The sequence below is a fragment of the Halogeometricum pallidum JCM 14848 genome, assembly GCF_000337095.1.
GTDB classification, from domain to species: domain Archaea; phylum Halobacteriota; class Halobacteria; order Halobacteriales; family Haloferacaceae; genus Halogeometricum; species Halogeometricum pallidum.
Window position 1 is genome coordinate 74,241 of sequence record NZ_AOIV01000004.1, and the last position, 25,612, is coordinate 99,852.

Sequence of the window (25,612 nt, forward strand, 5' to 3'; positions counted from 1 at the left end):
GCGGCCTCACTTCGGTCCGAGCGCGTAGACGACGTCTGTCGCCGAGACGTACACGTTCGCGCCCGCGACGGCGACGGGTTCGTTCCGACTCTCGTCGCTGTCGAAGCGCCACCGTTCCGAGCCGTCTTCGAGCGAGAGCGCTCGCACGCCGCGGTTGGACCCGGCGAACACCACGCCACCACCGCCGACGACGCCGTCCGAGTCGTCCACGGGGACGCGCCACCGTTCTTCGAGCGAGTCCCGTTCCAGACAGATGATAGCCTCCGTCCCGCAGACGACGACGGCGGCGTGAAACAGGGCCATCCCGCGATTCCACCCGACGTTCAGCGGTCGCCGCGCCCGAGCGTCCCCGGTTCGCGTGTCGACGACGAACAGGTGGTTCGCGAGGAGGCGTTCCTCGCCGCTCTTCCACTCGCCGGTGCTCACCGGAACGAACGCTCGGCGGTCGTCCGTCGCCACCGTCCACGGGTAACCTGTCGTCTCGAACGTCCAGCGGCGTTCGCCGTCGAGTCCGACGCCGACGAGACTCGTGTGGTGGAACCGACCCTCGCCGCGGGTACCGGACGGGCGATAGGATTCGGTACCGCTCGCGACGAGTGTCTCGCCGGCGACGGCGAGTCCGTGGTCGGACCGACCGTGGACCGGATCGGTCTTCGCGTGCCACCGCGGTCGTCCACCGGGAACGCCGCCGAACACCGTTCGGTTCCCGTCTATCGCGTACAGTCGGTCGCCGACGGGAGTGAGCCACTCCGGCCGCCCGTTCCACGTCGCACCGTCGGATTCAACGGTCGGGAAGTTCAGTGTCCACGCGTCCTCGCCGCCGTGCGTCGTCGCCGCCACTTCCATCTTCGACCGTCCCCGGAGCAGGAACTCGTCGGTGACGACCGAGGCCGGTCGTCGATCGCCGCTCGCGTCTCTCCACCGGACTTCACCGTCCGAGCCGACGACGACGGGCCTCGACGCGTAGTACGTCTGCACGACGCTCGGTTCTCGCCCCGGACCGGGGGCGTCCGAATTCACGTTCGTCCGCCGTACGTCGAACCGACGCATCGGCCACACGTCGGAGCCTTCGGGAACGGAGAGCGTCTTCGCGGTGAGCGGATTCGGCGGGAGGGCGGTACAGCCGGCGAGACCGGAGAGCGCGGCACCGGTTCCCGCGAGGAGGGCGCGGCGAGAGGGGTCCATCGACCGTCTGTTCGGCTGACGTGTCGAAACTGTTTCGGACGGCATCGAAACCCCGATACCCGCCGCCTCCCTGACCCGAGACGATGGAGTTCGAAACCGGGGCCATCTCCCTGTCGAACCTCGACGGCGCGTTCGACCTGCAGGCGACGCTGGAGAGCGGGCAGTCGTACCTCTGGGACCGCGCGGACGGCGGGATGTACGAGTCGATGAGCGTGCACGGCGGCGACGCGTGGTACGAGACGGTCGTGCCGCCCATTCCGGGCGTCTCCGAGGAGTCGACCGTGATCCGGGTCCGGCAGACCGGAGACGCGCGCGAGGAGCGTCTGGAGTGGGAGGCGACGGCCGACGCGGTGCCGATTCTCACGCACCTGCTCCGCCTCGACGACGACCTGGACGAGATACTCGACGCGACGCCCGACGACCCCCTGCTCGAACGCGCCTACGACGCCTACGAGGGGATGCGCCTCGTGCGCGACCCGGCGTTTCCCTGCCTCGTCTCGTTCATCTGCTCGGCGCAGATGCGCGTCTCCCGTATCCACGGGATGCAGATGCGACTGGCCCGCGAGTACGGGGAGACGGTCGTCGTCGACGGCGAGACGTTCCACGCGTTCCCGACGCCCGAGCGACTGGCCGCCCGCACGGAGGCGGAACTCCGCGACCTGAGCCTCGGCTATCGCGCGCCCTACGTTCAGCGGACGGCCGAGATGGTCGCCGACGGCGAGGCCCACCCCGACGAGGCCGCGGGGCTCCCCTACGAGGAGGCCCGCGAGTCGCTGACCCGGTTCGTCGGCGTCGGCGACAAGGTGTCCGACTGCGTGCTGTTGTTCTCGCTGGGCTACCTCGAAGCGGTCCCCCTCGACACGTGGATTCGCTCGGCCATCGCGGACCACTACCCCGACTGCGAGAAGGGGTCGTACGCCGACACTTCCCGGGCAATCCGCGAGCGACTCGGCGGGACGTACGCCGGGTACGCCCAGACGTACCTGTTCTACTACCTCCGCGCGGGCGGGGAGTGACCGCCCGGTCGCGGTCGGTCCGGCGGCGGGCGGACCGGCCTCGATTCTGACTCTCGCGAGATACCGGTAGAACCTGATACCCCGGAATAACGCGTCGCTCGCCCCGGAGACGGGGTTCCGGGCCCGACGCGAGTCGTAGTTTCGGGCCAACCTTCATGCGGCGTCCGACGTAACGTCGAACTATCATGGACTGCAGGGTCGTCGTCGAGGCCGCGGTTCCCGTGTACGACGTCGAGACGGAGGACGAGGCCATCCGCATCGCCATCGCGAAGACCGGCGAACTGCTGAACCCGGACCTCAACTACGTCGAAATCAGCATGGGGTCGCGCACGTCGCCCTCCGGAGAAGAACTCGTCCCGGCGTTCGTCGCCGCGGACGAGGCCCTCGTCGCCCTCGAACTGGAGATGACCGTGTTCAACGTCGAACAGGAGGAACACGCCTCCCGCATCGCGCGCAAGGAGATCGGCCAGCGACTGGAGAGCATCCCGCTGACGGTGCTCCGCGTCGACGTCCTCCCCGACGAGGAGGAAGAAGAGGCCGAGGAGGGAGAGGCGGACGACGACCTCATCCCGGAGTTCGACGATCTGATGGACGACGGCTGAGGCGCGCGGTCCAAATTCGCCTCCAAATCCCCCCGGTCACCGTTCGTTTCGCGACGAAATCCCGCCTCCTTTTCGACGCCTCGACGCCGCTATCTGCGACGGTCGGAACGTCCCGCGCCGGAACCCGCGCGTCGACCCGTCCGTCCGGAAGGGCGGCGGCGCAGTCGCGGGAGAGAAGAGACTCACTCGTCGAAGAGTTCGGAGGAGTCGTTGTTCTGTAGGCGGTTCAGTCCGCGTGCGGTGCGACGGCTTTCTGCTCGGGTTCGTCCATCGAGGAGGTGATTCCTTTCACGAGTTTGAAAACAGCAGCCTTGTGGTCGGTCTTAGACTTGTGAATCGACGTCGGTCGGACGCCGAGTTCGTTGTATGCTGTGAGCGGAATGTCGTCGTCTTCCCACTCCTCGATCTCTGTGTGTACCTCTGCGAGCAGGCCGTGCAGGTGGATGAGTTCCTGCTTCTTCATGAGCAACCGCCACTTGAGACTGGAGGATTATATTACTATCCTGACCCTCGTTAGCACACCCTGCCTAAACGGCCGGAAAAACCCGTCTGAGGCCCGATTCCAATACGTTAGATGATGACAGACTGTTCGAACGCGTCCGGTCTAGTCCCGTTCGAACACATTCTCTCACGAGGACTATTGGCGCTCACGACCTAATGGGTGACGGTTCGCGGACGCGGTGCGGTTGAGACCCACTATCAGCCCTGAACGTTTTAGACGTCGCGTTCCCTTCTCTCCCCCATGGGCTACGAGGAACAACTCGACAGAGCGCTCGAAGAGTCGCCCGACGTCGCCGACGGGAGCGACCGCTTTCAGGTCCCCGACCCGCAGATTCGCTCGGAGGGGAACGCGACGGTGTACGAGAACTTCGACGAGACGTGCGACCGACTCGCGCGCGACCCCTCGCACCTGATGAAGTCGCTCCAGACGGAACTCGGAACGAGCGCGGAGATAGACTCGAAGGGGCGCCTCCGCCTCACCGGGAGTTTCAACGACCGGCGTCTACAGGTCGCCCTCGACGAGTACGTCGACGACTACGTCCGTTGTACCGAGTGCGAGTCGCCGGACACGCGCCTCGTCACCGAGCAGGGGACGACGGTGTTGAAGTGCGACGCCTGCGGGGCGCTCTCGGCGGTTCCGGACCTGTAAAAGGGGAAAACCGAGCGTCAGTCGTCCGGCGCCTCCGAGGCGCCGGACCCCCCGCTACTCGAACTGTTTCACCGTTTGGAGGTCGCGTTCGGTTCGCATGAACTCGGCGAGGCGGCGGGTCGTGCCGCACGACGAGCACGTGTAGTTCTTCTTGGTGCCGGGGAGTTCAGACGGGTTCGTTTCCCAGTCCTTCCCGCACTCGGGGCACAGCAATCGAACAAACGCTTCGACCATGGTTGCCTTTGACTCGCGGTGTGGGAATAAAGGTTTCCGCGTCGAAAAGTCGCGTTCCGCGTCGGGTTCGCTCGTCCGGTCGCCGTCGCGCGTGGCAGTCCCTCTCGGTAGCGTTCTCCTCGCCGGTCCCGAACGCCGCCGTTCGCCGGACCGCCCCACGAAAAATCAGCCGACGGTATCAGGCGAACAGGCCCGCATCATCCACTTCGAGCAGCTCTTTGTACCGGTTCCGGATGGTGACTTCGGAGATGCTCGCCACCTCGCTCACCTGACTCTGCGTCACCTTCTCGTTGGTGAGCAGCGCGGCCGCGTAGACGGCCGCGGCGGCGAGGCCGACGGGCGATTTCCCCGAGTGGATACCGACCTCTTTCGCCCCTCGGAGCAGCGTGTGGGCCTGCCGTTCGGCCTCGTCGGAGATGCCGAGTTCGGAGGCGAACCGCGGGACGTACTGTTCGGGGTCGGCGGGTTCGATTTCGAGCTTCAGTTCGCGGACGATGTAGCGGTACGTCCGGGTTAGCTCCATCTTGTCGACGCGGGAGACCGTCTCCAACTCGTCGAGCGACCGGGGCGTGCCGGCCTGTCGCGCGGCGGCGTACAGCGACGCCGTCGCGACACCCTCGATGGAGCGGCCGGGCAGCAGGTCGTCTCCGAGCGCGCGGCGGTAGATGACCGAGGCCGTCTCGCGGACGTTCTCGGGCAACCCGAGCGCCGAGGCCATGCGGTCTATCTCGCCGAGCGCCTGCTTCAGGTTGCGCTCCTTGGAGTTGCGCGTGCGGAACCGCTCGTTCCACGTGCGGAGCCGCTGCATCTGCTCTCGCTGGCGCGCCGACAGGGAGTTGCCGTAGGCGTCCTTGTTCTGCCAGCCGATGTTCGTCGACAGCCCCTTGTCGTGCATCATCCGGGTGGTCGGTGCGCCGACGCGGGACTTCGAGTCCCGCTCCGAGGAGTCGAACGCGCGCCACTCGGGGCCGTGGTCGACGGCGTCCTCCTCGACGACGAGGCCGCAGTCGCCGCAGACCGTCTCGCCGCGAGCTTCGTCGCTGACGAGCGAACCGCCGCACTCGGGGCACACCTGCTGCTCTCCTGCCGTCTCCGTCTCCTGCTCCGTTGCCGTCTCCGTCTCCTGCTCCGTCGCCGTCTCGTCGACGCTCTCGCGCCGCCGGTCTGTGCTGACGTACTCTCTGATTGTCGTGTCGCTCATGGTGGGATGCGGACCCGTCGCCAACCGGGTGAAGAAATAAGAACGGAGAGAGACTCCGGTGGCCCGAGTCCTTACTCTTAGTAATTCTGGAAAGTATATAAATGTTTCCCCAATTTGGACCCAAGAAAACCGCAACACTGAGCCACCAAGCGGATAGATATCGGGCATTTCCGGATAAATCGTGAACGACTGGAACGGTGAGATGGGAACTGTTTATGGCTTTCGGTCGTCAGAGCCAGCCTTCGCGCTCGAAATACAGGAGGAGGATGACCGTGACGAGAGCCATCCCGAGCATCACTGCTGGGTAGGCGTACGGCCAGGTCAGTTCGGGCATGTTCCCGGTCCCGGAGAAGTTCATCCCGTAGACGCCGACGACGAACGTCAGGGGGATGAAGATAGTCGCCACGACCGTGAGCCGTCGCATCACCTCGTTGGTCGACTGGGAGACGACGCTCAGGTAGATGTCGCGCGCGCCCCGCGCCAGGTCGCGGTACGTCTCGGTCAGGTCGACCACCTCGATGAGGTGGTCGTACACGTCGCGATAGTACTTCTCGGTCGGTTCGCGGACGTGCGCGGCGTCGCCGCGGGCGAGTATCGAGACGGCCTCCCGAGTGGGCCACACGACCTTCCGGAACGAGAGCAGGTCGCGCCGGGCGGCGTTGAGGCCGTCGAGCACGTCGTCGTCCGGGCCTTCGAGCACGCCCTCCTCTATCTCCTCGATGGTGTCCTCGACGTCGTCCAAGAGGACGAAGTAATCGTCGACGACGCGGTCGATGACCCGGTAGGCCGCGAAGTCCGGTCCGTTCACGAGGATGCGGCCTTCGCGGTTCTCGACGGACCGCCAGATGCGTTCGACGGCCGGCACGACGTCGTCCTCGACGGTGAGGGTGAGCACCCAGTCCTCCCCGACGAACAGACCGACGGGCCGCGTCCACACCTCCTCGTCGAACGTCGTCTCCCCCCGCCTGAGCGACGCCGCCTTCACGAGGACGAACGTGTGGTCGGGGAACTCTTCGGTCTTCGGTCGCACGTCGCTCCGAACGTCTTCGAGTTCCAGCGGATGGATGGCGAACACCCGCGAGATAGCCTCCATCTCCGCCTCCGTCGCGGTACTGACGCGAATCCACGTCGTCCCCGGCGCGTCGCGCGCCCGTTCGAGGTCCGTCTCGGAGTCGACTCCCCAGGTGTCGACGCCGCCCGCGTCGTACACTCGCGCGTCTATCACGCGCCGTCCCCACCCGCCCCGATGGCGGCGAGCGTTACGCCGACCATGACGCCGACGATAGTAATCGAGCGACCCGGGTAGGAGGCGACGACGCCGACCCCGTAGCCGAAGACCGAGAGGACGGTCAGGACGGCTCCGGCGGTCCGTTCGCGGTTCATGCGGGGTACGTCCCGCGGCGACGAGAAAAGCGTTGTTCGACGGGAGGTGTCGGTGTCAGGCCGGGTGCTCGATGGCCCGCATCATCGACAGCACGTTCTCTTCCTCGCCGCCCAGTCGCTGCGGGTAGACGCCGATGGCGACGACGAAGTCCTCGCCGTCGCGGTACTTCGTGACGTGGATGTACACGTCTACTTCCTGGCCCTCCACGGTCGCGGTTCCGGAGTACTTCGTCACCTGCGTCTGTCGACCCTGCACCGTTATCGTCTGCGAACTGACCTCCTGGACGTCGCTGAGTCCCTGGTACTGGTCCTGGACGAGGGAGACGAGCCGCCGGTTCGAGAACTCCCCGATGGGATTCATCGTCTGTCCGGCTATCTCGACGGCGGGCGTCGAGACGACGGTGAACACGCCCAAGTCGGCCTCGAAGATACCCAGATCGAGCGTCTTCCGGTACGTGGTCACCTGATTCTCCGCGACTACTTCCCGTTCCTGTCCGGCCGCGGACACCGTTCGGTTGACCGAGAGGACGCGGGGACCGTCGGTCGAGTATCCGGCGCTGCTGGCGGCCGACTCGTCCACCACCGCGGGTTCGGCGCTGAACGAGAGCGCTTCCTGCCCGGTCAGAAACCCGATACAGCCGGTCGTCGTCGTGAGCATCGCCACCGCGAGCACCGCGGCGACGACTCGTTTGGAGGTCATCGTAAACTGACTTTTCCTCCGAGACGGAATAAGTCGTTCGGAGAGATATCTAGAACATTCCATTTTCGGTCGTCGGACGAACTCCGCACTCTCCCCGATACGCCGTCTCTCCGGCCGCCGACGCCTCGACTCACTCCGAATCTGTCGGGTCGTCGTCCGCCGACGGTTCCTCCTCTTCGAAGCCCCGTCGCTCGTTCTCTCGTCGAACGACGCGGTTGACGTACCAGCAGTACAGGAGGGTGACGAAGGGGAACACCAGCGCCGACGCGAACCAGAGATGCCGGGAGAGGCCCCACTCGACGCCCTGCTTCCGTAGCGCCCGGATGTCCGCCCAGATGATGCCCGAGAAGAAGACGTGCATCACCACGACGACGGCGAGGGCGCCGCTGACGTTCGCGCCGAACACGGCGAGGGCGATGACGGTCCCGATGGTCCAGATGATGAGCAGCAGTCTACGGTAGACGCTCCCCACCCGCCGTCTTCCCTCTCCTTCGACCTGTCGGCCGCGCCGGTAGCCGTCGTCGCTCGTCCCGCTCATACCCGTCCCGTCCCGCCCCCGGAGTAAAAGCCCGTCGTGGTCCCGCTATCCCGTTCGCTCGCGTCCGCCGTCGGTCCTCCGATCTCCTGTCCGCCCGCGTCAGCCGTCGTTCGCGTCGCTTCGGCGTCGGCTCACCCCAGGTAGTTCACGTCCACCTCGTGCGGGCCCGTCGGCGTCTCCAGCGTCGCGCGTCCGTCGAGGCTGTCGCGGACGGCCAGCCGCCACGCCTCGACGGCCTCGGCGTGGCGTTCGCGGTGTCGCTCGCGGCTGTACGGCTCTTCGGAGGCGCGGAGTTCATCACCCGTCTCGTCGACGGCCGGGAACGACGGGGCGTCGCGGACCAGTCGTTCCGGCGGGACGTGGATGGGTCGCGCACCGTCGTCGTAGCCGCCTTCGGCGCCCTCGAGGTGGAGGCGGGCGCGCATCCGCCCCGCGAACGGAGGCGTCACGCGCAGGACGGCGTCCCGGCCGCGTCGTTCGTTAGCTTCTAGCGCCGTGACCACGTCGTCGGTCGTCACCGCCAGCGACCTGATCCGTTCGGGACCCGTCCGCGACTCGCCGGCGCTCGGGTCCGACTCGTCAGTCACCGGTGACTTTCGCCGGCCCGCCGAACGGACCGAGTTCCCCACCGCAGTCGGGACAGGTCGACCGAAACGACCCCGCCGAGACGCGGTTTCCACAGTCGCGACAGACGAAAGGTGACCGTTCGCTCATCGTTGACGACAGATGATTAGAGACTCACCGTGTTAAACGTTACCGCAGCCTACGGGAGGGGACGGGTCCGGATTTCGCTGTATAGCGTCCCGGTTCGGGTGTTACTATGAGTCTAGATGCTGCGCTTTCGGACTGAGACCGTCTCGGTGCGGGTGGATCTCATGAGCAAGAGACCACGCGAAATCGACCGCACGTTCCTGTGGGGGTTCGCCTGTCCGCGGTGTGGGGGCGACACCGACGTGTTCGTCGACGAACGGTCTGAAACCTACGGATGGATCTGTCCCGCGGCGGACTGCACCGCCGTCGGATTCGGGTTCGAGTCGCGCCGCGCGGCGCGAGTGGGCCTTCGAGCGTACCTCGACGACGGCCCCCGACGGTCGCGGCGCCGGCGCTGAAAGTCGCCGGACGGAGCGGTGGATACCGCTCCCGCCGCGACCCGCTGTTTTACTCGTATGTGTGTCCTCGATCCGCGCGCGGATTCGTGTCGGTGCTTCGCGTCCGTGGCGTTCCTCCTTCGACTCGTCGATTACGGTGCCCGTCGCCAGATAATCCAGTCGTCCGTTGATATCGGCGGCGACGCCGTGGAGGACCCACGGTTGACCCGGTCCGACGGTCTGTGTAATCTGTTTTCTTTCTTCATATCTCGTCCTGTCGTTGATTCATTTATCTGCTTATATCGAATAACTGGTTCCATCTGAGAGAATACGATCTTACTATAGCGAATTACGAAACTACAGGTTCAGATATACGCGCTAAGTACGTTTATATTCGATATAGTAATGGTGGTTAGAAATATATGGTTTCATAATTGGAATTTTACTAACAAAGGGTGACAAGGGCGCCGTTGAATGCCCCGCTCTCTCCGAACGAATGATGGAACTGGGAGCAACGGGCGACGTCCGGGGGATCGAAGTGACGACCGACCACCTCACCGGACGGACGATCAACGACCTCGGTCAAGACCTTCCCGACGGAGTGTTGATCGCGCCCGTAAGCCGCAGGGAGCGTTCGCAACTCCCGGAGTCTGACCCCGCGTCCCAGCACGGTACTACCCGACGTCCGTTGGACGGAGAACGGCCGTTCACGGGGCGATCGAGGGGTACCATCCCGAACGCCACGGCTGGGACTTCGATTTTGCGTCTCTACTGTGGGCGGCGTTTCGACGAATCGTTACGAAGCTAGTTTTGTAACGCATATGCAGTGATGCGTCTACGTTAGTGTTGAAACCTATTGCAGAACACGCTATTAAGACTTACCCGTAGTTGGTGGACCTCTTCGTACATTCGGAGCACCGAAAGGGACTCTTTTCGAGGTTTCCCCCACAGATCGCACGTTTGGTCGGGATAACTGAACAGTCGTTTTCCCGTTCGACGGCTACCACTGGAGGAGACGACATCTGCCGGCGGTTGCTACCCCGCACTGCACCACCGAAGTATTTGTCCGAACATAGCGCGAAAGCCGCTCACCGATGGATGAGGATAGCCGGAACGGGATTCCGCCCGACAGTAGCGCACAGTTTTCGATCGAGAACCTCACCAAACGGGTCGTTTGGACGACCGACACGACGGAGTGTCACAGTTGTGGCTCGACGGTCGAACTCCGGTCCGATCACTACTATGCGACTCCGGAAGCGGGTGAGGAGTCGACGTCCGATGAGGTCGTATTCTGCTCGCGTGCCTGCGCGGAGAGTTACTTCGGGTCGGCTTTGAGCGACTCGACACAGTTCTCGTCGAATTCTCGGTAGGGGAGGAACCGGAACACCAGGCCTTCGAGGTCCTCGCGGATCGTGCCGATGATAGCTTCGCCCGACGAGAAAGCGGGCTCCCAATTCAGTCGAACCGGTAGGTCTCCAGATTCCGCGGTGCGTGCGTCCGGACGTGAAGGTCCTGATAGAGTCCCGACGATAGCTGATCGGTCGACGATTCGTCGCCGTGGACACAGAGAATCCGCTCCGGACGTGGAGACATCGTCCGAACGAACTCTTCGAGGCCCGCACGGTCAGCGTGGCCGGAGAACCCGCTCACGGACGCAACGCTGAGCCGCAGCGTCAACTCGTTGTTCCGACGTCCGCGGCTCTCGAACGGAATCTCGCGCCGTCCGCTCTGAATCCGCCGTCCGAGCGTCCCCTGCGCCTGATAACCGACGAACATGAGCGCGTTCTCCGGTTCGCCGCCCAGTAGCTCCAACCACGACATGATGGGACCGCCCGTCACCATCCCCGACGTCGAGAGGATGACGCACTGCTCGCCGTCGCGAGCGATCCGTTCGCGCATGTCGTGACCCCCGTCGACCTGCTGGAACTGCTCTGCGAGGAACGGATTGTCGTCCTCGTGGAGAATGCGCTGGCGCAGTTCGTCCCGGAGGAAGTGCGGGTACGCCGTGTGAATCGCCGTCGCTTCCCGGATCATCCCGTCGAGATACACCGGCATCGTCGGAATGGCTCCCTCGCTCATGGCCTCTTCGAGAACCAACATGAGCTCTTGGGACCGGCCGACTGCGAACGCGGGAATGACGACTTTGCCGCCCGCCTCGTGCGTCTCGCTTATCAGCTCGAAGAGCTTCTCTTCGCTGTCCCGCTGGTCCGTCTGGTAATCGTCACGGCCGCCGTAGGTGGACTCCATGACGAGCGTCTCGGCCCGCGGGAAGTCGTTCGACGCCCCGTTGAACAGGCGCGTGTCCTCGTAGTGAATGTCTCCGGAGAAGACGACGTTGTGGAAGCCGTCCCCGATGTGGAAGTGCGTCACCGCGCTTCCGAGCACGTGACCCGCGTTGGCGAAGGTGAGCTTCACGTCGGGCGCGATATCGGTGACGTCCCCGTAGTCGACGGTGATGGTGTGTCTGAGCTCCTCGCGGACCATCTCGCTTCCGTACGGCGGCGTGCGACCTTCCTTGGCCGCGACGTCCAAGTAGTCGAGTTGGAGCAAGCCCATCAGGTCGCGCGTCGGTTGCGTGAGGTAGACCGGACCGTCGTAGCCGTACTTGAACAGCAGGGGGAGAAGCGCCGAGTGGTCGAGGTGGGCGTGCGTGAGGACGACGGCGTCGAGGGCGGCGATCGGATTCGCCTCGGGAGCCTGTAGGTAGGGAACCTCGCCCTCCGCGCCGGGTTTGTCGCCGCAGTCGACGAGGATGCGCGTCTCGGGCGTCGAGAGGATGAAGGAGGCGCGTCCGACCTCCCGGCAGCAGCCGAGCGTCGTCACCCGGACCCACTCGGTCTCGTGCGTCCGTTCGCGGTGAATCCTCTCGCCGACCCCTTCGAGAAACTCCCGTCGCTCGTCGCGCTCTTGTAGCAGGAAGTTGCGGACGTTCGCGACGGTCGACGATTCCATCGGGGGCGTCCGAAACACCTCCGGCGTCCATCCGACTTTCTGGGATATCTCTCGGAGCGTGCTCGCGCGCCGTCCGATGACTAATCCCGGCTTCTCGGCCTCGATAAGCACCTCGCCGGTGGCCGGATAGAACCCGAGATTCGTGACGCCCGCCTCTTCCGGCAGTAGGTCGAGAATGACCGGTTTCGCCGTCGACGGGTCCGTCTGTGTTCCGGGCGCCGGTCGTACGGTGATCCGTTTTTTCACCTCGTTCGCCAACTGACGTATCAGGTGGTCGTTCTCGGCGAATTTGCGGGGCGTGTCGGTGTAAACGATGAGCTCCGGCCCTTCGTACGTGACCCGAGCGATCGATACGTCGTCGGGGACTTCAGATTCGATGAGTTCTGTTATCGGTTCGAGCGAATTCATACTCAGTAGTTTCGTTGCCGACTTCGCGGTCCGAGGGGTACGCACCTCTCCCACGGGGATTCGGTTTCTCGAACCCTGTTGGCGCTGAGGCTTATTCGTACGGCTGCTGGAGGAACCGAGCAGACGGGTTAGGAACCGGACGTGCGAAGTCGTCCGTCTCTTCTATCTTGAGTCCGATATAAGTACTTACTGTCTATGGGCTGCCGGATATGCCGCTGGACCCGTCAGTACGCCTGCGAGCCGACGGTTGACGCTTCCCGAAGGGAGCCTAGAGGTGAAGCAGCTTAAGTGAACTACAGAGCTTTTTCTCCCTCTGTGGCTCCAAGTAACCAATAGAGTGGTCGATAATAGCTCTGACGGATTCTCGCTCTTCGCACGCACTTTGAGTATTCATCCGTATCTCTTCCCTCCGTAACGAGACATTCCAAACATATAGTAGCGATGTGCGGGGGTGAAGCGGAAAATGAAAACAAAGATCCGATAATAGATTTCATATCAAACGAGTGTGACCCTCGTAGTGTATTTAAATTCATAGAGTGGATCTTCATTCTCAAGAATAAGGATAAAAAATCGTATCCTGTCCATACGTCTTTATATCTGGTGTTATGGAAGTGGCTGGAAGCGTAGTATTTAGACCTCGTATTTGCCACCCCGAGAGGGAGACTGCCGAGAACAACGCGGTCGGAGGACCGCGTGACGCCGCGGTCAGTGGACCTCGGAAGGAAACGAAGCGACGGTAGCGGTGAGTATGCGTTACTATCTCGGACGAACTAGTTTGTCCACAAAACCCTGATATACGTATCTAACGACTGCAGTACGAGCACAGACGACGTCGACGATGTCGTCGGTCGCATTCGATCTGCTACTCCGGCAGACCGACCGTGATTAGCGAATCTGTTCGGCTACGACCGAACGCGACGGAAATCACACGACGAGTAGCGGTACCGGATTCGCCTCGTTTTGCGTACCGGGACGGATATACCGGTCCGGGGACAGCGTGGATGTATGAACGACGGTGCGCCCTCGACGAACGCGGGTTGGTTCGAGGGCATCGACCCCGACGAGTCGGAGAGAGCGAGCGAGGTGATCACTGACGGCGAAGCCGAAGAGCCGCGGAACTGGCCCGCGATTGCGGTCGAGTCGGGATTCGTCGACTCGGAGGAAGCGTACTACGAACGGCTTCACGAGGCGTCTCTCGACGCGACGAGACGGGAGGTCAGAGAGCGCGAACGAGCCGACGACATGCAGTTGGTTCATAGTATTCGCGCGATGGACGACGCCGAACGCACCGCGAACGAACTCGCGGAGCGACTCGCCGAATGGGCCGGGACGCTGTTCGACGACGCCGACGTCGGCGTCGACGGCGCCCGCGCGGTGGCCGAACGCGACCCGGAGACGCCCCTCGAAGAGCGGGTCGTCTCGTTCGCCGGGCGCATCGCGGACCTCGCCGACGAACGCGACGACCTGCGGGCGTTCATCGAGTCGCGGGCGCCCGCCGTCGCACCGAACCTCTCGGAGATGGCCGGCCCCGTCCTCGCGGCCCGCCTGGTCGCCCTTGCGGGCGGCCTCGAATCGCTGGCGAAGAAGCCCTCTGGGACCGTGCAGGTGCTCGGCGCGGAGGATGCCCTGTTTGCCCACCTCAAGGGTCGCGCCCCCTCCCCGAAGCACGGCGTCATCTACGTCCACGACTACGTGCGCGGCACCCACCCCGACCACCGCGGGTCCGCCGCGCGCGCGTTCGCCGGCAAACTAGCCATCGCCGCTCGAATCGACCACTACTCCGGGGAGATGAAACCGGGGATACACGAGGAGTTGCGCGAGCGCATGGAGACGATTCGAGCACGGGAGGCAGGCGAATGACTGACCTGCCCGAGGGCGTCGAACGCCGCACCTTCGACGGCCGCAAGCGACTCGCCACGCGGGGGGAGACGGTCTACGGTGAACCGCGCGACGAGGAGGGGTGGCGCGCGTGGGACGCCGGCCGGTCGAAACTCGGCGCGATGTTCGAACACGGGATGGATACCGGTCTCGTCGGCGGCGAGTCGGTGCTGTACCTCGGCGCGGCGTCGGGAACCACGGTATCGCACGTCGCCGACTTCGCGGGTCCGACGTACGCCGTCGAGTTCGCGGCCCGACCGGTCCGGGACCTCATCGACGTCGCCGAGGCGCGGGGGAACCTCTTTCCGCTCCTGAAGGATGCGCGAACGCCGGAGACGTACACGCACGTCGTCGAGTCGGACCTCGACTGCATCGTACAGGACGTGGCGACGCGCGGACAGGCCGACGTTGCGGTGCGGAACCGACGGTTCCTCAGCGATGACGGCCGCCTGCTCGCGGCCGTGAAGGCGCGAAGCGAGGACGTCGTCGCCGACCCCGAAGCGGTGTTCGAGGCGTTCCTCGAGGACCTGCGCGACTCCTACGAGGTACTGGAGACGCAGCGACTGGACCGCTTCCACGAGGACCACCTCGGTGTCGTCGCCCGGCCGAAGTAGATTCGGGCTTCGGGCCCGCCGCGCCCACCGGTCGCCCGCACGGGTCGCCGGGGTCCACGACCTATTTAATGAGCCCCGCCGAACGACCGTGCGATGGAACTAGGGTCCGCGGACGCCTTCGACCGGATGGGCACGCTCGGCGTCGAAGAGGAGTTCTACATCGTCGACGGCGACGGTCGCCCCGCCTCGGGCATCTCGGACCTCGTCTACGACAGTCCCCCCGAGGGGCTCCTCGGAGACCGCATCGACCACGAACTGTTCCGGTTCACGGTCGAGACGCAGACGCCCCTCATCGAGGACCCCTCGGAGGCGGGGGACCTCGTCCGCGCCGTCCGGCAGGCGCTCGTCGACCACGCGGCCGACCACGGCTACCGCATCGCCGCGGCGGGCCTCCACCCGGCGGCGAAGTGGCGCGAGCTCGACCACGCGACGAAGCCGCGCTACAAGTCCCAACTCGACCGCATCCAGTACCCCCAGCACCGCAACACGACCGCCGGCCTGCACGTCCACGTCGGCGTCGACGACGCGGACAAGGCGACGTGGGTCGCCAACGAGGCGCGGTGGTACCTCCCGCCGCTCCTCGCGTTGTCGGCGAACTCCCCCTTCTGGAACGGGTTCGACACGGGCCTCTCCTCGGCGCGGGCCAAGATATTCGAGAACCTTCCGAACACCGGGATGCCCTCGCGTTTCTCGGACTTCGAGGCGTTCCAGGAGTTCGAGCGTCGGATGGTCGAGTTCGGGTCCATCGAGGACCGCGGCGAACTCTGGTTCGACGTGCGCCCACACACCGGCCACGGCACCGTCGAGGTTCGGACGCCCGACGCGCAGTCGGACCCCGAACGGACGCTGGCGTTCGTCGAGTACGTCCACGCTCTCGTCCTCGATTTGGCCGAGCGCTACGAGGACGGCGAGTCAGGGACCGACCTCCGTCGGGAACTCCTCGACGAGAACAAGTGGCGCGCGACGCGGCACGGCCACGAGGCGAGTTTCGTCGGCCGGGACGCCGAGAGCACCGTCTCTCTCGGCGAGTTCGTCGACAGTGAGTGCGACCGACTCGGCGTCGACGGCCTCCGCGACGTGTACGACGCCGAGAGCGGAACCGAACGACAGCGGCGGATTCGCACGGAAGAGGGCCTCGACGCCCTGTGTGAGCACCTGTGTCTCGAATGACCGTTCGGAAAGGTTTTTAAGCGACTGGTTTTGACCTATGGAACAGAACAGTATGTCTGCGGACGATACTCCCGACGACACGAGAGAGGACGGTTCCGACGGGGACGAGGTGGCCGACCCGACCGACGCGACCTCGGAGCAATCGACCCGCGAGCGCCTCGAAGTGGAGGCCGACCGGGCCGTCTCGGAGTTCGACGAGAACATCGTCGACCTGCTGGCGTGGTTGCTCGACACGGAGACGCGCGCTCGCATCTACGTCTACCTCCGACAGAACCCGCACACCACGAGCGACGAGGTGGCCGACGGTACCGGTCTCTACCCCAGCACCGTCCGCGAAGCGCTCGCCGAACTCCACTCCGAGGAGACGGTGACGCGGCGCAAGCGCAAGAACTCCGGGGCGGGCAACAACCCCTACGAGTACACCGCCATCCCGCCGAGCGACCTCGTCCAGAGCGTCGTCGGACAGGTCCAATCCCAACTGAACACCGTCTTCAACCTCGACCGCCGTCTGCTCGGGGACGACGAGGCGGGCGACATCGAACCCGTCACCATCACCGTCCGCCCCGACGCCGACGACTGAATCGTCGGCCCTCGTCCGCGCTCCGTAAGCCGACCTTTTTAAGTCGCGAGACGCCGACCCCCGGATATGAACGTCGCGCTGGGCGGGACCTTCGATCCGGTTCACGACGGCCACCTCGCGCTGTTCGCGAGGGCCTTCGAACTCGGCGACGTGACCGTCGGTCTCACGAGCGACGAACTCGCGCCGAAGACCCGCCACGTCGACCGGTACGTCCGACCGTTCGAAGAGCGCAAGCGCGACCTGGTGAACCATCTGCGACCGCTGGCCGAGGAGTACGGTCGGGAGTTCGACATCCGGGAACTCGACGAACCGACCGGCATCGCCACCGAACCCGGTTTCGACGTGCTCATCGTCTCCCCGGAGACGAAGGACGGCGGCGCGCGGGTGAACGAGATACGGGAGGAACGCGGCCTCGACCCCCTCGACATCGAGGTGGTGGGCCACGTCTCGGCCGACGACGGAGAGCGCATCTCCTCGACGCGCATCGTTCGCGGGGAGATAGACCGGCACGGCAATCTGACGCCGGACCGCGACGGTCGCGAGGCGACCCGTCCGGACGACGCCTGACTCCGCTCTTCGTTCGCTCTCTTCTCACGACCGCGGTCGCGTTATAGTAGCGTCTGCAACTGATTACTCATCCGACCGAACGCCGTCGTGCGGTCGAGTGGGTTGAAGACTTGCAGACGCTACTACACCGTCTCACCACGTCGGCGGCCGGAACCCGGCGTCCTCGAGGATGTCCTTCCAGCGCTGTTGAATGCTGAGACGCGTCACGTCCATCGCTTCGGCGACGCGCGACTGCGAGCGCTCCTCGCCCGCGATGAGTGCGCCGGCGTAGAGGCTCGCGGCGGCGACGGCCCGCTTCGAACGGTCGGTGTCGGGGACGTGCGAGAGGAACATGTCGCTCGCGTACGACCGGGCTTCGGACCCGAGTTCCAAGCGGTCTCCGCCCGCCTCGATTCGCTGCAACCACTCCTCGTTGTCGACCCTATCCCGGGCGCTGTACATACCGAACGCTCCGCGCCGACGCACTTGACGCTTGCTCCGGGCGGTGCCGCGAACCGGTCGACGGGGTCGATTCCGCCGGCCGGTGGGCCGCCCGCCGGACGTCTTCGGAGGCGTCCGACCCGCCGACGAACGATAGCTTCTTACCTCGATTCCTGATACTGTCCAATGCGCGCGGGTAGCCAAGCCAGGCCAACGGCGCAGCGCTTAGGACGCTGTCTCGTAGGAGTCCGCCGGTTCGAATCCGGTCCCGCGCATGACTTCTCCGAACGCCAGTGAGGAGAGCCACCGGTACGGTCGGACTCGAAGCAGGGAGCAAACGGAGTGAGCGACCGAGGTTCGAATCCGGTCCCGCGCACTTTCCGTCCGAGCGACGGCGAGGACGAAAATCGCGACGAGCGGAGAGAACCCTGCAAGGAACGCGCAGCGAGCGAGCATTTCTTGCTCCGGTTCGAATCCGTTCCGCACACTAAGCGAACTCCCACCGCCGGCAGAGAATCGGTCCGCCCGCCGGGCGTCGATTCGTCCGTCGGCGTCCGCCGGTCACCTCTCAGTCCGCCGTTCTCGCACCCGTCCCGAACCGGTTGTCTGACGCACGTCAGTCGATATCAGTTCGGAGAACGTCCCACAAGCCTTTTTCTCACTGCAGATGACGTTCACGTGATGGTGGCGCTATCGGACCTCCTCGACGATGTCGTGGCCGACGTGGACGCGTTGTTTGTTTTCTCACCCAGCGGTTCGTTCTACGAACGATTCGCGGACGCCGACCTCGACACGCCCGTCGTGGTCGTCGCCCCCGAGAACGCCGTCGATGCGGAGACGTACATCGAACTCCCCTTAGAGTTCAAGAACGTCCGCGACCGCATCCGATTCGGCGTCGAGGGGGCGATGGAGGCGGACGTCGTCGAGGAGGGGGACGTTATCGCCTGTAGTGTCGCCGTGTTCGACGGCGATCAGGACGCCGTGATCCGCGTCCGCGTCGAGGAGAAGATGCGCTCGGGCATCTACGACCTGTTCGCCAACTCCCGGGCGGACCCCAGCGTCATCCGCGACGTGTTCGAGGTGGCCATCGAACTCGGCAAGAAGGGCCAGAAGGGCAAGCCCGTCGGCGCGTTGTTCGTCGTCGGCGACGCGGGCAAGGTGATGAACAAGTCCCGGCCGCTGTCGTACAACCCCTTCGAGAAGTCGCACGTCCACGTCGGCGACCCCATCGTGAACGTGATGCTCAAGGAGTTCTCGCGCCTCGACGGCGCGTTCATCATCTCCGACTCCGGGAAGATAGTCAGCGCCTACCGCTACCTCGAACCCGCCGCGGAGGGCGTCGACATCCCGAAAGGCCTCGGCGCGCGCCACATGTCCGGGGCGGCGATCACGCGCGACACGAACACGACGAGCATCGTGCTTTCCGAGTCAGACGGCCTCGTCCGAGCGTTCAAAGGCGGAAAGATGATTCTGGAGATAGACCCGGAGGACTACTAATGACACCCGCGGCTACGCTCCTCGCGGCCCAGACCGGCGTACCCACCGAGGCGCCCGACGCCGCCGAACCGTTCTTAGAGGAACTGTTCGGCCTCCTCCCTCGGGATATCTGGTTCGCGCTCGTCGTCCTCGTCGTCGGCATCGCCGTCGCCCTCCTCCTCGGGACGCTCACCCGACGCGTCCTCGAAGGACTCGGCGTCCCGGACTCCATCGAGGGCACGTCGTTCGAACGGACCGCGCGCAACTTCGACACCTCGACGGTCGAACTGCTCGGGTGGTTGGTCCGCTACTTCGTCGTCGGCGTCGCCGTCCTCGCCGCCCTCTCCATCGCGAACGTGAACTACGCCGACCGCTTCTGGAGTCGGGTCGTCGAGTTCCTCCCGATGCTGTTTTTCGCGGTGGTCATCGTCATCGTCGGCATCGTCGTCGGCGACAAGGTGGGGCTGCTCATCGCGGAGCGACTGCGCGGCGTCAAACTGCCGCAGGTCGGCATCATCCCGGCGGCCGCGAAGTTCACCGTGTTCTTCCTCGCGGCGCTCATCGCCCTCTCGCAACTCGGCGTCGCCACGACGGCGCTAGTGGTCCTCCTGGCTGCCTACCTGTTCGCCGTGGTGTTCCTCGGCGGTATCGCCTTCCGGGATATGCTCCAGTCGGGCGCGGCGGGGACGTACCTCCTCCTCACCCAACCCTACGCCATCGGAGACGAGGTGCGCGTCGGCGACACCGACGGTATCGTCCAGGAAGTCGACCTGTTCGTCACGCGCGTCGAGAACGACGGCGAAGAGTACATCGTCCCGAACCGGAAAGTGTTCGACGAGGGTATCGTCCGTGTGCGATGATAACGGCCTCAACTGACACGTCAGTTACAAAAACTATTTTGAGCTGTCACGGGGATTATCGTCCGAACACGGACCCCGCGCACAGCAGACATGACACCGGACCTCCCTCCAACAGTCGGTTCAGACGCCCTCTCGACGGCAGCGCGCGACACCGCTGAGACCCTTCTCGAAGCGTTCTACCAGCAGGACATCCGCGAAGAGTGCCTGCTGCGGGGGGACGCTGAGGGGGCGACCGAGGCGGCCGACGCGAGCGCCGAGGCGATGGCGACGGTGTTCAGAGCGGAGTTTCCCAGACGACCGCCCGAACGCGCCGAACGGGCCGGGAGAGCGTTCGCACACGCCCTGTTCCTCCACGACGAAATCGAGAACTGGCCCGCCCTCCGATCGAACGACGTGTCGTTCGACCGCCCCGAGACGGAGTTTCTCTTCAGCGACCTCTCGAAGCGGTACGCGGACGATATCGAGGAGGACCCCCGCTGGGAGATGGTGCAGAAACTGCTCTGCCGCGTCTGTGCGGAGGCCGGCATCGACTCCGCCTACGGCGAGCGACAGACGGAGTTCTGGCGACAGCACGGCCAACGCGACGAGAACTGGGCGCGGACGGCGCTGGAGGCGCACCGACTGAAGGTGGAGGCGATGGTCGCCGACTGCGACGGCGACGAGGCGACCGCACTCTCCGAGCGGTTCGTCTCGGGCGTGGAGTTACACGACCGGTGGACTCGGATCGACCGAGACCGGGATTTCGCCCCGATACGCGATGTCGTCGCCGCCTACTACCAGCGCGTCTTCGAACTTCGCGGCAACTCCCCCTCGGCGTGACCGATCTATCGAACCCGGAGGATAAAATACTCTGAGCGTCTGGTGGACGTGTGGAGTGGAGCATCGACGGAGATGACGACCGCCTCGGCGGTAAGGTGTACCGCCAAGCCTTCCGCAGCACCGGCGCTCCCGCGCTCATCGCCGACCCTAACTTCGTCATCCGCGACGTCAACGACAGCGGTCTGGAGTTTCTCGGCTATCGACCGGGTGAACTGGTCGGGCGCTCGGCGGCCGAGATATCTGGCGAGGACGACATCTACGCCGACATCGTCGACCACCTCTCGCGCGGCGAGACCTGGAGCGGTCGGTTCGTCGCCCGGACGAGCGAGGGCGACAAGGTGTACGGTCGCGGGTCCGCGGCCCCCATCCTCGTCGACGGCGACGTCGAGGGCGTCGTCGCCATCTTCGTCGACACGACCAAACAACAGCAGTACGAGAACGCCTCGGAGGTGCTGAACAGACTGCTTCGTCACGACCTGCGCAACGAACTCAACGTGATGTACGGCCACATCCAGCGCGCGCAGTCGGCCGCCTCGAAGGAGGAGGCGACCGAGAGTCTGCAGAAAGCCCAGAAGCTGGTTCTCGAAATCGTCCGCAAGTCCGAGCGAGCGCGCGACCTGCGCGACCTGCTAGAGCGCTCCTACGCCGCGACCAACCGCCCCGTCCGCCTCGACATCGTGCTGAACAACGCGATGGTCGAGGTGATGCGGGAGTTCTCCGACGCCACGTTCCGCTTCGAGGTGTTCCCCGAAGTCGTCGTCAGCGCGGACGACCTGCTGTCGACGGCGGTGGAGGCGGTGTTAGAGAACGCCGTCACGCACAACGACGCCGACGACCCGGTCGTCACCGTCGACGTGGACGTCCGCGAGGACGAGGTGGTCCTCTCGGTTTCCGACAACGGCCCCGGCGTCCCGGAGCCCCAGCGCGACCTGATATTCGGGCGCGAGGAGTACGACCAACTCCACCACGGCACCGGTATCAGCCTCTTTTTCGCCGACAGCGTCTTCGACAGCTACGGCGGCGACATCTGGGTCGAGGACAACGACCCGCGCGGTGCGACGTTCAAGATCCGACTGGAGCGCGTGTGAACCAACGATGCTTTCGATCCAAGTCACCGTCCTGCCCGCCGTCGGCTTCGCGCTGATGGCGCTCTGCGTAGTTCTGGCCGCGCCTGCGCTGGCGTACGCCGTCTTCGCCGACGCGCGAGCGCTCGGCAGCGACCACCCGTACCTCTGGGGCGTCGGCTCCGCCGCGGTCGCACCGCTGTTCGTCGTCTATCTCCTCGTCCGCCGCCAGTGGGGGGCGCGCGGACCGCCGTCGGACGGCGAGCGAATCGCGCGGACCGCCGCCGCGGCGGTGCTGGTCTCCCTGCTCGTCTCGGTGACGTTCACGCCGCCGGACGTCAACTCCCAGATTCTGTGGTTCTGGGGGTCGCTGGTCGTCGCCGCGCCCGTCTCGTACTCTCTGTTCTACCGGACGTAGTCAGTCGTCGTCCTCGAACTCGGCGCTCGACATCTGCCGGGCGGGCACGCCCGCCACCGTCGTCCCCGGCGGCACGTCCCGCGTCACGAGCGAGTTCGCGGCCACCTGCGCGTCCTCGCCGACGATGACGCCGGGCAGGATGACCGCCTTCGCGCCGATCATCGCCCGGTCTTCGAGGACGACTTCGCCCGTCCGGTACTCCTCCTGCAGGAACTCGTGACAGAGGATGACCGAGTCGTACCCGACGATGACGTCGTCGCCGAGGGTGATGAGTTCGGGCCAGAACACGTCCGGCGTGGCTTCGAGGCCCCACGAGACGCCGCGGCCGACGGTGACGCCGAGTCGCCGGAGCGCCCAGTTCTTCCACCGGAGGAACGGCGCGACGCGGGCCACCCACACGAGGAGGTAGTTCAGCGTCACCCGCCAGACGGGTTTCGCGTCGGTCCAGTACTGGAGGGAGTTCAGGGGGCCGGGCGTCGGGTGCGAGGTCACCCGGCGGTGTCGGGGGCCCGTCGCGTCGTCGGTGTCGTCGCTCACGCGGAACGGTTCTCCGTGCGAGGGTTTCAATCCCCCGTCGGCCCTCGGACGGTCGTTGCTCGGGCGGCCGTCGCACCGGCAGCGGCCGGTTACGGTGACGCGGTCTGCGACCCGCGCTCACGGGTAGTTCGACCGCGCGTAGGCGATGAGATCTGACAGCGCCGGGCCGCCGCCCGCCTCGTTGTCCCCCGAAGTGTCGTCTCCGGGCGTGGACGCACCGACGCTGTGGACCCCGACGACCCGCGGCCACGGTTCGTCGTCCCACCACCCCCAGTACGGTCCGCCCGAGTGCCCGCCCGAGGTGTCCATGAAATGCCCCATGACGTAGCCCGACTGACCGGCCGTCGAACGAGACTGGACGGACTCGATACTACCGGGGCTGAAGAACGCGGGACGCTGCGCCCCCGAGAGGTCGCCGGGGTATCCGATCTGCTGCCAGTAGTTCCCGTCGTTCCAGGCGGAGGCGTACGTCCGGTAGCCGGCGTATCCCGTCAGGTCGCCCATATTCCTGTCGAGCACGACGACGACGTAGTCGAAGGCGGTTTCCTGGTCGGAGAGGCCGTCGGAGGCGTCCGGTCGCTCCCAGTAGACGACTCTGGTTCCCCACGCGTGGCCGAACGGTTCGTCGCCGGCGTGGAAGGCGGGGGTGAACTTCACCCACCCCGCGCCGTCGTCGTCCCAGTCGACGTTGTGGCCGGCCGTCACCATCAGTCGACGTCCGATCATCGTCCCCGTACCGGTCCCTGCAGCTGTCTCGACTCTCCCGGCCGTACACCAGGGGAACGATGGGTCTCGGAAGAGATACCGCGTGTCCGGAGTGAACACCACCTCCGGAACGTCGTTGCCTTCGCGGATGTACCGACGCACCTTCTCGGTGAGTTCCGGCCGGTAGGTCACCGGAAGGTGCGGGGGACGCGAGCCGTCGGCCCCGTGTCGGCCCTCTAGGTCTTCGACGCTCTGCGGGTCGAGGGGTTCGCGCTCGATGGCAGGCGGGTCGGTTCGCTCCAGTCCGTACGGGGCTTCCAGAACGAACGAGGAGCGCTCCTCGTCGAAACGGAGCGTCGGCTCGGACTCCGCGTCCTCGACGACGAAGACGCGCCCGAGTTCGACCGTCGTGCCCGGTGATAGTTGTTCCTCGGCCTCCTCGTCCTCTCGGTCCTCCACCGCGTCGACGTGGGTCGGACGAGTCGGCGGTCGGCGAAGCTCTCGAACTCGGGCCTCGAATCGCTCCAACACCTCTTCGTCGACGGACGCGGCCCCCGCGTCGCGAAGTTCGTCCAGCAGTCTCCGCATTCGGTCCGTCACGTTGTCTCCGGGTATCTGTTTCTCCAACGTCTCTGATGGATGTCATACCTCATCACTATTTTCGACGTTCGAAGAGAATTACCCGGTGGGGCGTATATCCGACCCTGACGGCCGTATTCGGATCGAGCTGTGTCGGTAACGGTCGGAACGTGTCAGTTGCGCAACTCCGCCATGTGGTCGATTCGACGCTGGACGAGGTCCGGCTTGCCGATGTCGTGACGGACGCGCAGGCCCTCGCCCGCGGCCGCGAGGGCCGACTCGGCGGACTCCTCGGCCGCCTCGATGGTGTCCTCGACGCCGACGACGGCGAACGACCGCGAGGTGGTCGTGTACAGGCCGTCCTCGCGGGCGTCGACGCTGGCGTAGAACAGTAGTGCGTCGCCGGCGCTCTCCTCGTCGACCTCGATTTTCGCCCCGGAGTCGGGGTCCGTCGGGTAGCCGTCGGGGACGGCGTACTTGCAGACGGTCGCCTTCCCCGCGAACTCCACTTCGGGGAGCGACTCGCCGTCGCGGGCGGCGGTCACCACGTCGAGGAACGGGGTTTCGAGGACGGGTAGGGTGTTCATCGCCTCGGGGTCGCCGAAGCGGGCGTTGAACTCGACGACTTTCACGCCCCCGGTGGTGAGCATGAACTGCCCGTAGAGGACGCCCTTGTAGTCGTCGAGTGCGCCGACGGTCGCCTCCAGCACCTCGACGGCCTCCGTGTACTCCTCGAACGACATGAACGGCAGTTCCGCGGCCGAATCGCTGTAACTGCCCATGCCGCCCGTGTTCGGACCCTCGTCGCCCTCGTAGGCGCGCTTGTGGTCCTGCACGGCGGGCGTCGGGCGCACCTCGCCGTCCGCCACGAACGCCTGCACGGTGAACTCCTCGCCGACGAGGCGTTCTTCGAGGACGACCTCCGAGTAGTCCGAGTCGCGCAGGTACTCCTTGGCCTCCTCCTTCGTCACCTGGTCGCCGGTGACTTTCACGCCTTTCCCACCGGTGAGGCCCGCGGGCTTGACCGCCAGGTCGCCGTCGTAGTCGTCGATGTACGCGCACGCCTCCTCGGTGTCCTCGAAGACGGCGAAGTCCGGACAGCCCGGAACGTCGTGGGCGGCCATGAACTCCCGCTGAAAGGCCTTGTCCGTCTCGATGCGCGCGTCGTCGGACTTCGGCCCGAACGTGTAGACGCCCGCGTCGTCCAACGCGTCCGCGACGCCCGCTTCGAGGGCGGATTCGGGGCCGACGACGGCCACGCCGGCGCCCACCTCCTCGGCGTAGGCGACGACGGCTTCGGCGTCCGTCTCCGACGCCTGTCGGAACCCGGCCGACAGCGACGCGATGCCGGGGTTGCGGTTGCTCGCGCAGGCGTACAGTTCGCAGTCCGAGTCCGACGTCAGGGCGCGCGCGATGGCGTGTTCACGGCCGCCGCCGCCGACGAGGAGCGCAGTCTCCGTCATACGCG

General features: G+C 65.5%; 28 protein-coding genes, 1 tRNA gene and 1 pseudogene. 15 read left to right on the forward strand and 15 right to left on the reverse strand.

The genetic code is table 11. The features are described 5' to 3' along the window. Positions 1 to 6 precede the first annotated feature (6 nt). Positions 7 to 1,185, reverse strand: coding sequence for an outer membrane protein assembly factor BamB family protein (locus C474_RS02050; RefSeq protein WP_008383455.1), 1,179 nt, complete (start codon positions 1,183 to 1,185; stop codon positions 7 to 9). An 83-nt stretch (positions 1,186 to 1,268) separates the two neighbouring features. Between C474_RS02050 and C474_RS02055 the strand changes: the two genes are divergently transcribed. Next, a complete protein-coding gene (locus C474_RS02055; protein ID WP_008383457.1) occupies positions 1,269 to 2,201 on the forward strand; it encodes a DNA-3-methyladenine glycosylase family protein in 933 nt (310 codons plus the stop codon). A gap of 185 nt (positions 2,202 to 2,386) precedes the next feature. Beyond that, positions 2,387 to 2,803 carry a DUF555 domain-containing protein gene (locus C474_RS02060; RefSeq protein ID WP_008383460.1) on the forward strand — a complete coding sequence of 139 codons (417 nt, stop codon included), beginning with the start codon at positions 2,387 to 2,389 and terminating at the stop codon, positions 2,801 to 2,803. 226 nt (positions 2,804 to 3,029) lie between these two features. Here the strand turns inward: C474_RS02060 and C474_RS02065 are convergent, their stop codons facing one another. Further along, positions 3,030 to 3,266 (reverse strand): UPF0058 family protein, encoded by a 237-nt coding sequence (locus tag C474_RS02065; protein WP_008383461.1) that lies wholly within the window; start codon positions 3,264 to 3,266, stop codon positions 3,030 to 3,032. A 279-nt stretch (positions 3,267 to 3,545) separates the two neighbouring features. On the opposite strand from C474_RS02065, the gene C474_RS02070 reads away from it, so the two are divergent. Beyond that, positions 3,546 to 3,953 carry a translation initiation factor IF-2 subunit beta gene (locus C474_RS02070; protein ID WP_008383463.1) on the forward strand — a complete coding sequence of 136 codons (408 nt, stop codon included), beginning with the start codon at positions 3,546 to 3,548 and terminating at the stop codon, positions 3,951 to 3,953. Positions 3,954 to 4,007: 54 nt separating this feature from the next. On the opposite strand, the gene C474_RS02075 is transcribed toward C474_RS02070, so the two are convergent. The 8 genes from C474_RS02075 to C474_RS23470 form a co-directional block, all read right to left on the reverse strand. Beyond that, the gene (locus C474_RS02075; RefSeq protein ID WP_008383465.1) at positions 4,008 to 4,187 is read right to left on the reverse strand and encodes a DUF7836 family putative zinc-binding protein; all 180 of its coding nucleotides are present in this window, start codon (positions 4,185 to 4,187) and stop codon (positions 4,008 to 4,010) included. A 178-nt stretch (positions 4,188 to 4,365) separates the two neighbouring features. Continuing rightward, positions 4,366 to 5,388, reverse strand: coding sequence for a transcription initiation factor IIB (locus tag C474_RS02080; RefSeq protein WP_008383467.1), 1,023 nt, complete (start codon positions 5,386 to 5,388; stop codon positions 4,366 to 4,368). Between the two features lie 229 nt (positions 5,389 to 5,617). Beyond that, a complete protein-coding gene (gene corA / locus C474_RS02085) occupies positions 5,618 to 6,613 on the reverse strand; it encodes a magnesium/cobalt transporter CorA (protein ID WP_008383469.1) in 996 nt (331 codons plus the stop codon). Further along, positions 6,610 to 6,771, reverse strand: a complete 162-nt coding sequence (locus C474_RS22480) for a hypothetical protein (protein ID WP_008383471.1) — start codon at positions 6,769 to 6,771, stop codon at positions 6,610 to 6,612. Before C474_RS22480 ends, corA begins: the two co-directional genes overlap by 4 nt. Positions 6,772 to 6,826: 55 nt before the next feature. Beyond that, positions 6,827 to 7,471, reverse strand: coding sequence for a DUF6517 family protein (locus tag C474_RS02090; RefSeq protein ID WP_008383473.1), 645 nt, complete (start codon positions 7,469 to 7,471; stop codon positions 6,827 to 6,829). Positions 7,472 to 7,601: 130 nt separating this feature from the next. Then, the gene (locus C474_RS02095) at positions 7,602 to 8,009 is read right to left on the reverse strand and encodes a hypothetical protein (protein WP_008383475.1); all 408 of its coding nucleotides are present in this window, start codon (positions 8,007 to 8,009) and stop codon (positions 7,602 to 7,604) included. Between the two features lie 131 nt (positions 8,010 to 8,140). Then, the gene (locus C474_RS02100; protein WP_049916656.1) at positions 8,141 to 8,596 is read right to left on the reverse strand and encodes a hypothetical protein; all 456 of its coding nucleotides are present in this window, start codon (positions 8,594 to 8,596) and stop codon (positions 8,141 to 8,143) included. After that, positions 8,589 to 8,723, reverse strand: coding sequence for a rubrerythrin-like domain-containing protein (locus C474_RS23470; RefSeq protein ID WP_152421582.1), 135 nt, complete (start codon positions 8,721 to 8,723; stop codon positions 8,589 to 8,591). Before C474_RS23470 ends, C474_RS02100 begins: the two co-directional genes overlap by 8 nt. 161 nt (positions 8,724 to 8,884) lie before the next feature. On the opposite strand from C474_RS23470, the gene C474_RS02105 reads away from it, so the two are divergent. Next, positions 8,885 to 9,118, forward strand: a complete 234-nt coding sequence (locus C474_RS02105) for a hypothetical protein (RefSeq protein ID WP_049916657.1) — start codon at positions 8,885 to 8,887, stop codon at positions 9,116 to 9,118. A 1,434-nt stretch (positions 9,119 to 10,552) separates the two neighbouring features. Here C474_RS02105 and C474_RS02115 read toward each other — a convergent pair. After that, entirely contained in the window at positions 10,553 to 12,457 is a 1,905-nt protein-coding gene (locus C474_RS02115) for a beta-CASP ribonuclease aCPSF1 (protein WP_008383481.1), read from the reverse strand. 1,005 nt (positions 12,458 to 13,462) lie between these two features. On the opposite strand from C474_RS02115, the gene C474_RS02120 reads away from it, so the two are divergent. The 5 genes and pseudogenes from C474_RS02120 (at position 13,463) to C474_RS02140 (ending at position 17,266) form a co-directional block, all read left to right on the forward strand. After that, positions 13,463 to 14,317 carry an NOP5/NOP56 family protein gene (locus C474_RS02120; RefSeq protein WP_008383483.1) on the forward strand — a complete coding sequence of 285 codons (855 nt, stop codon included), beginning with the start codon at positions 13,463 to 13,465 and terminating at the stop codon, positions 14,315 to 14,317. Next, complete coding sequence (locus C474_RS02125; protein ID WP_008383485.1) at positions 14,314 to 14,949, forward strand: fibrillarin-like rRNA/tRNA 2'-O-methyltransferase; 636 nt, start codon at positions 14,314 to 14,316, stop codon at positions 14,947 to 14,949. The genes C474_RS02120 and C474_RS02125 overlap by 4 nt, the downstream gene beginning before the upstream one ends. Before the next feature lie 93 nt (positions 14,950 to 15,042). Further along, positions 15,043 to 16,119: a glutamate--cysteine ligase gene (locus C474_RS02130; RefSeq protein ID WP_008383487.1), complete on the forward strand. Its 1,077-nt coding sequence runs from the start codon at positions 15,043 to 15,045 to the stop codon at positions 16,117 to 16,119. Between the two features lie 52 nt (positions 16,120 to 16,171). After that, positions 16,172 to 16,696, forward strand: a pseudogene (locus C474_RS02135) (helix-turn-helix domain-containing protein); the annotation flags it as partial. Positions 16,697 to 16,765: 69 nt separating this feature from the next. Further along, on the forward strand, positions 16,766 to 17,266 hold the full coding sequence (locus C474_RS02140) for a phosphopantetheine adenylyltransferase (RefSeq protein WP_008383491.1): 501 nt from the start codon (positions 16,766 to 16,768) through the stop codon (positions 17,264 to 17,266). Positions 17,267 to 17,398: 132 nt separating this feature from the next. Here C474_RS02140 and C474_RS02145 read toward each other — a convergent pair whose 3' ends face one another. After that, positions 17,399 to 17,707, reverse strand: coding sequence for a cyclin family protein (locus tag C474_RS02145; RefSeq protein ID WP_008383493.1), 309 nt, complete (start codon positions 17,705 to 17,707; stop codon positions 17,399 to 17,401). A gap of 169 nt (positions 17,708 to 17,876) precedes the next feature. On the opposite strand from C474_RS02145, the gene C474_RS02150 reads away from it, so the two are divergent. From C474_RS02150 to C474_RS02175, 6 genes are all read left to right on the forward strand, one after another. Then, positions 17,877 to 17,961 (forward strand) — tRNA-Leu (locus C474_RS02150). A gap of 406 nt (positions 17,962 to 18,367) precedes the next feature. Beyond that, complete coding sequence (dacZ, locus tag C474_RS02155; RefSeq protein WP_008383495.1) at positions 18,368 to 19,183, forward strand: diadenylate cyclase; 816 nt, start codon at positions 18,368 to 18,370, stop codon at positions 19,181 to 19,183. Then, the gene (locus tag C474_RS02160) at positions 19,183 to 20,022 is read left to right on the forward strand and encodes a mechanosensitive ion channel family protein (protein ID WP_008383498.1); all 840 of its coding nucleotides are present in this window, start codon (positions 19,183 to 19,185) and stop codon (positions 20,020 to 20,022) included. Before dacZ ends, C474_RS02160 begins: the two co-directional genes overlap by 1 nt. Before the next feature lie 90 nt (positions 20,023 to 20,112). Continuing rightward, entirely contained in the window at positions 20,113 to 20,841 is a 729-nt protein-coding gene (locus tag C474_RS02165) for a hypothetical protein (protein ID WP_008383500.1), read from the forward strand. A 50-nt stretch (positions 20,842 to 20,891) separates the two neighbouring features. Further along, a complete protein-coding gene (locus tag C474_RS02170) occupies positions 20,892 to 21,929 on the forward strand; it encodes an ATP-binding protein (protein ID WP_008383502.1) in 1,038 nt (345 codons plus the stop codon). Positions 21,930 to 21,936: 7 nt separating this feature from the next. Beyond that, positions 21,937 to 22,323, forward strand: coding sequence for a hypothetical protein (locus C474_RS02175; RefSeq protein WP_008383503.1), 387 nt, complete (start codon positions 21,937 to 21,939; stop codon positions 22,321 to 22,323). Here C474_RS02175 and C474_RS02180 read toward each other — a convergent pair whose 3' ends face one another. The 3 genes from C474_RS02180 to purD form a co-directional block, all read right to left on the reverse strand. Continuing rightward, positions 22,324 to 22,860, reverse strand: a complete 537-nt coding sequence (locus tag C474_RS02180; protein WP_049916650.1) for an acyltransferase — start codon at positions 22,858 to 22,860, stop codon at positions 22,324 to 22,326. 117 nt (positions 22,861 to 22,977) lie between these two features. Continuing rightward, positions 22,978 to 24,153 (reverse strand): trypsin-like serine peptidase, encoded by a 1,176-nt coding sequence (locus C474_RS02185; RefSeq protein ID WP_152421583.1) that lies wholly within the window; start codon positions 24,151 to 24,153, stop codon positions 22,978 to 22,980. 164 nt (positions 24,154 to 24,317) lie between these two features. Next, complete coding sequence (gene purD, locus C474_RS02190) at positions 24,318 to 25,607, reverse strand: phosphoribosylamine--glycine ligase (protein WP_008383511.1); 1,290 nt, start codon at positions 25,605 to 25,607, stop codon at positions 24,318 to 24,320. Between the last annotated feature and the right edge of the window lie 5 nt (positions 25,608 to 25,612).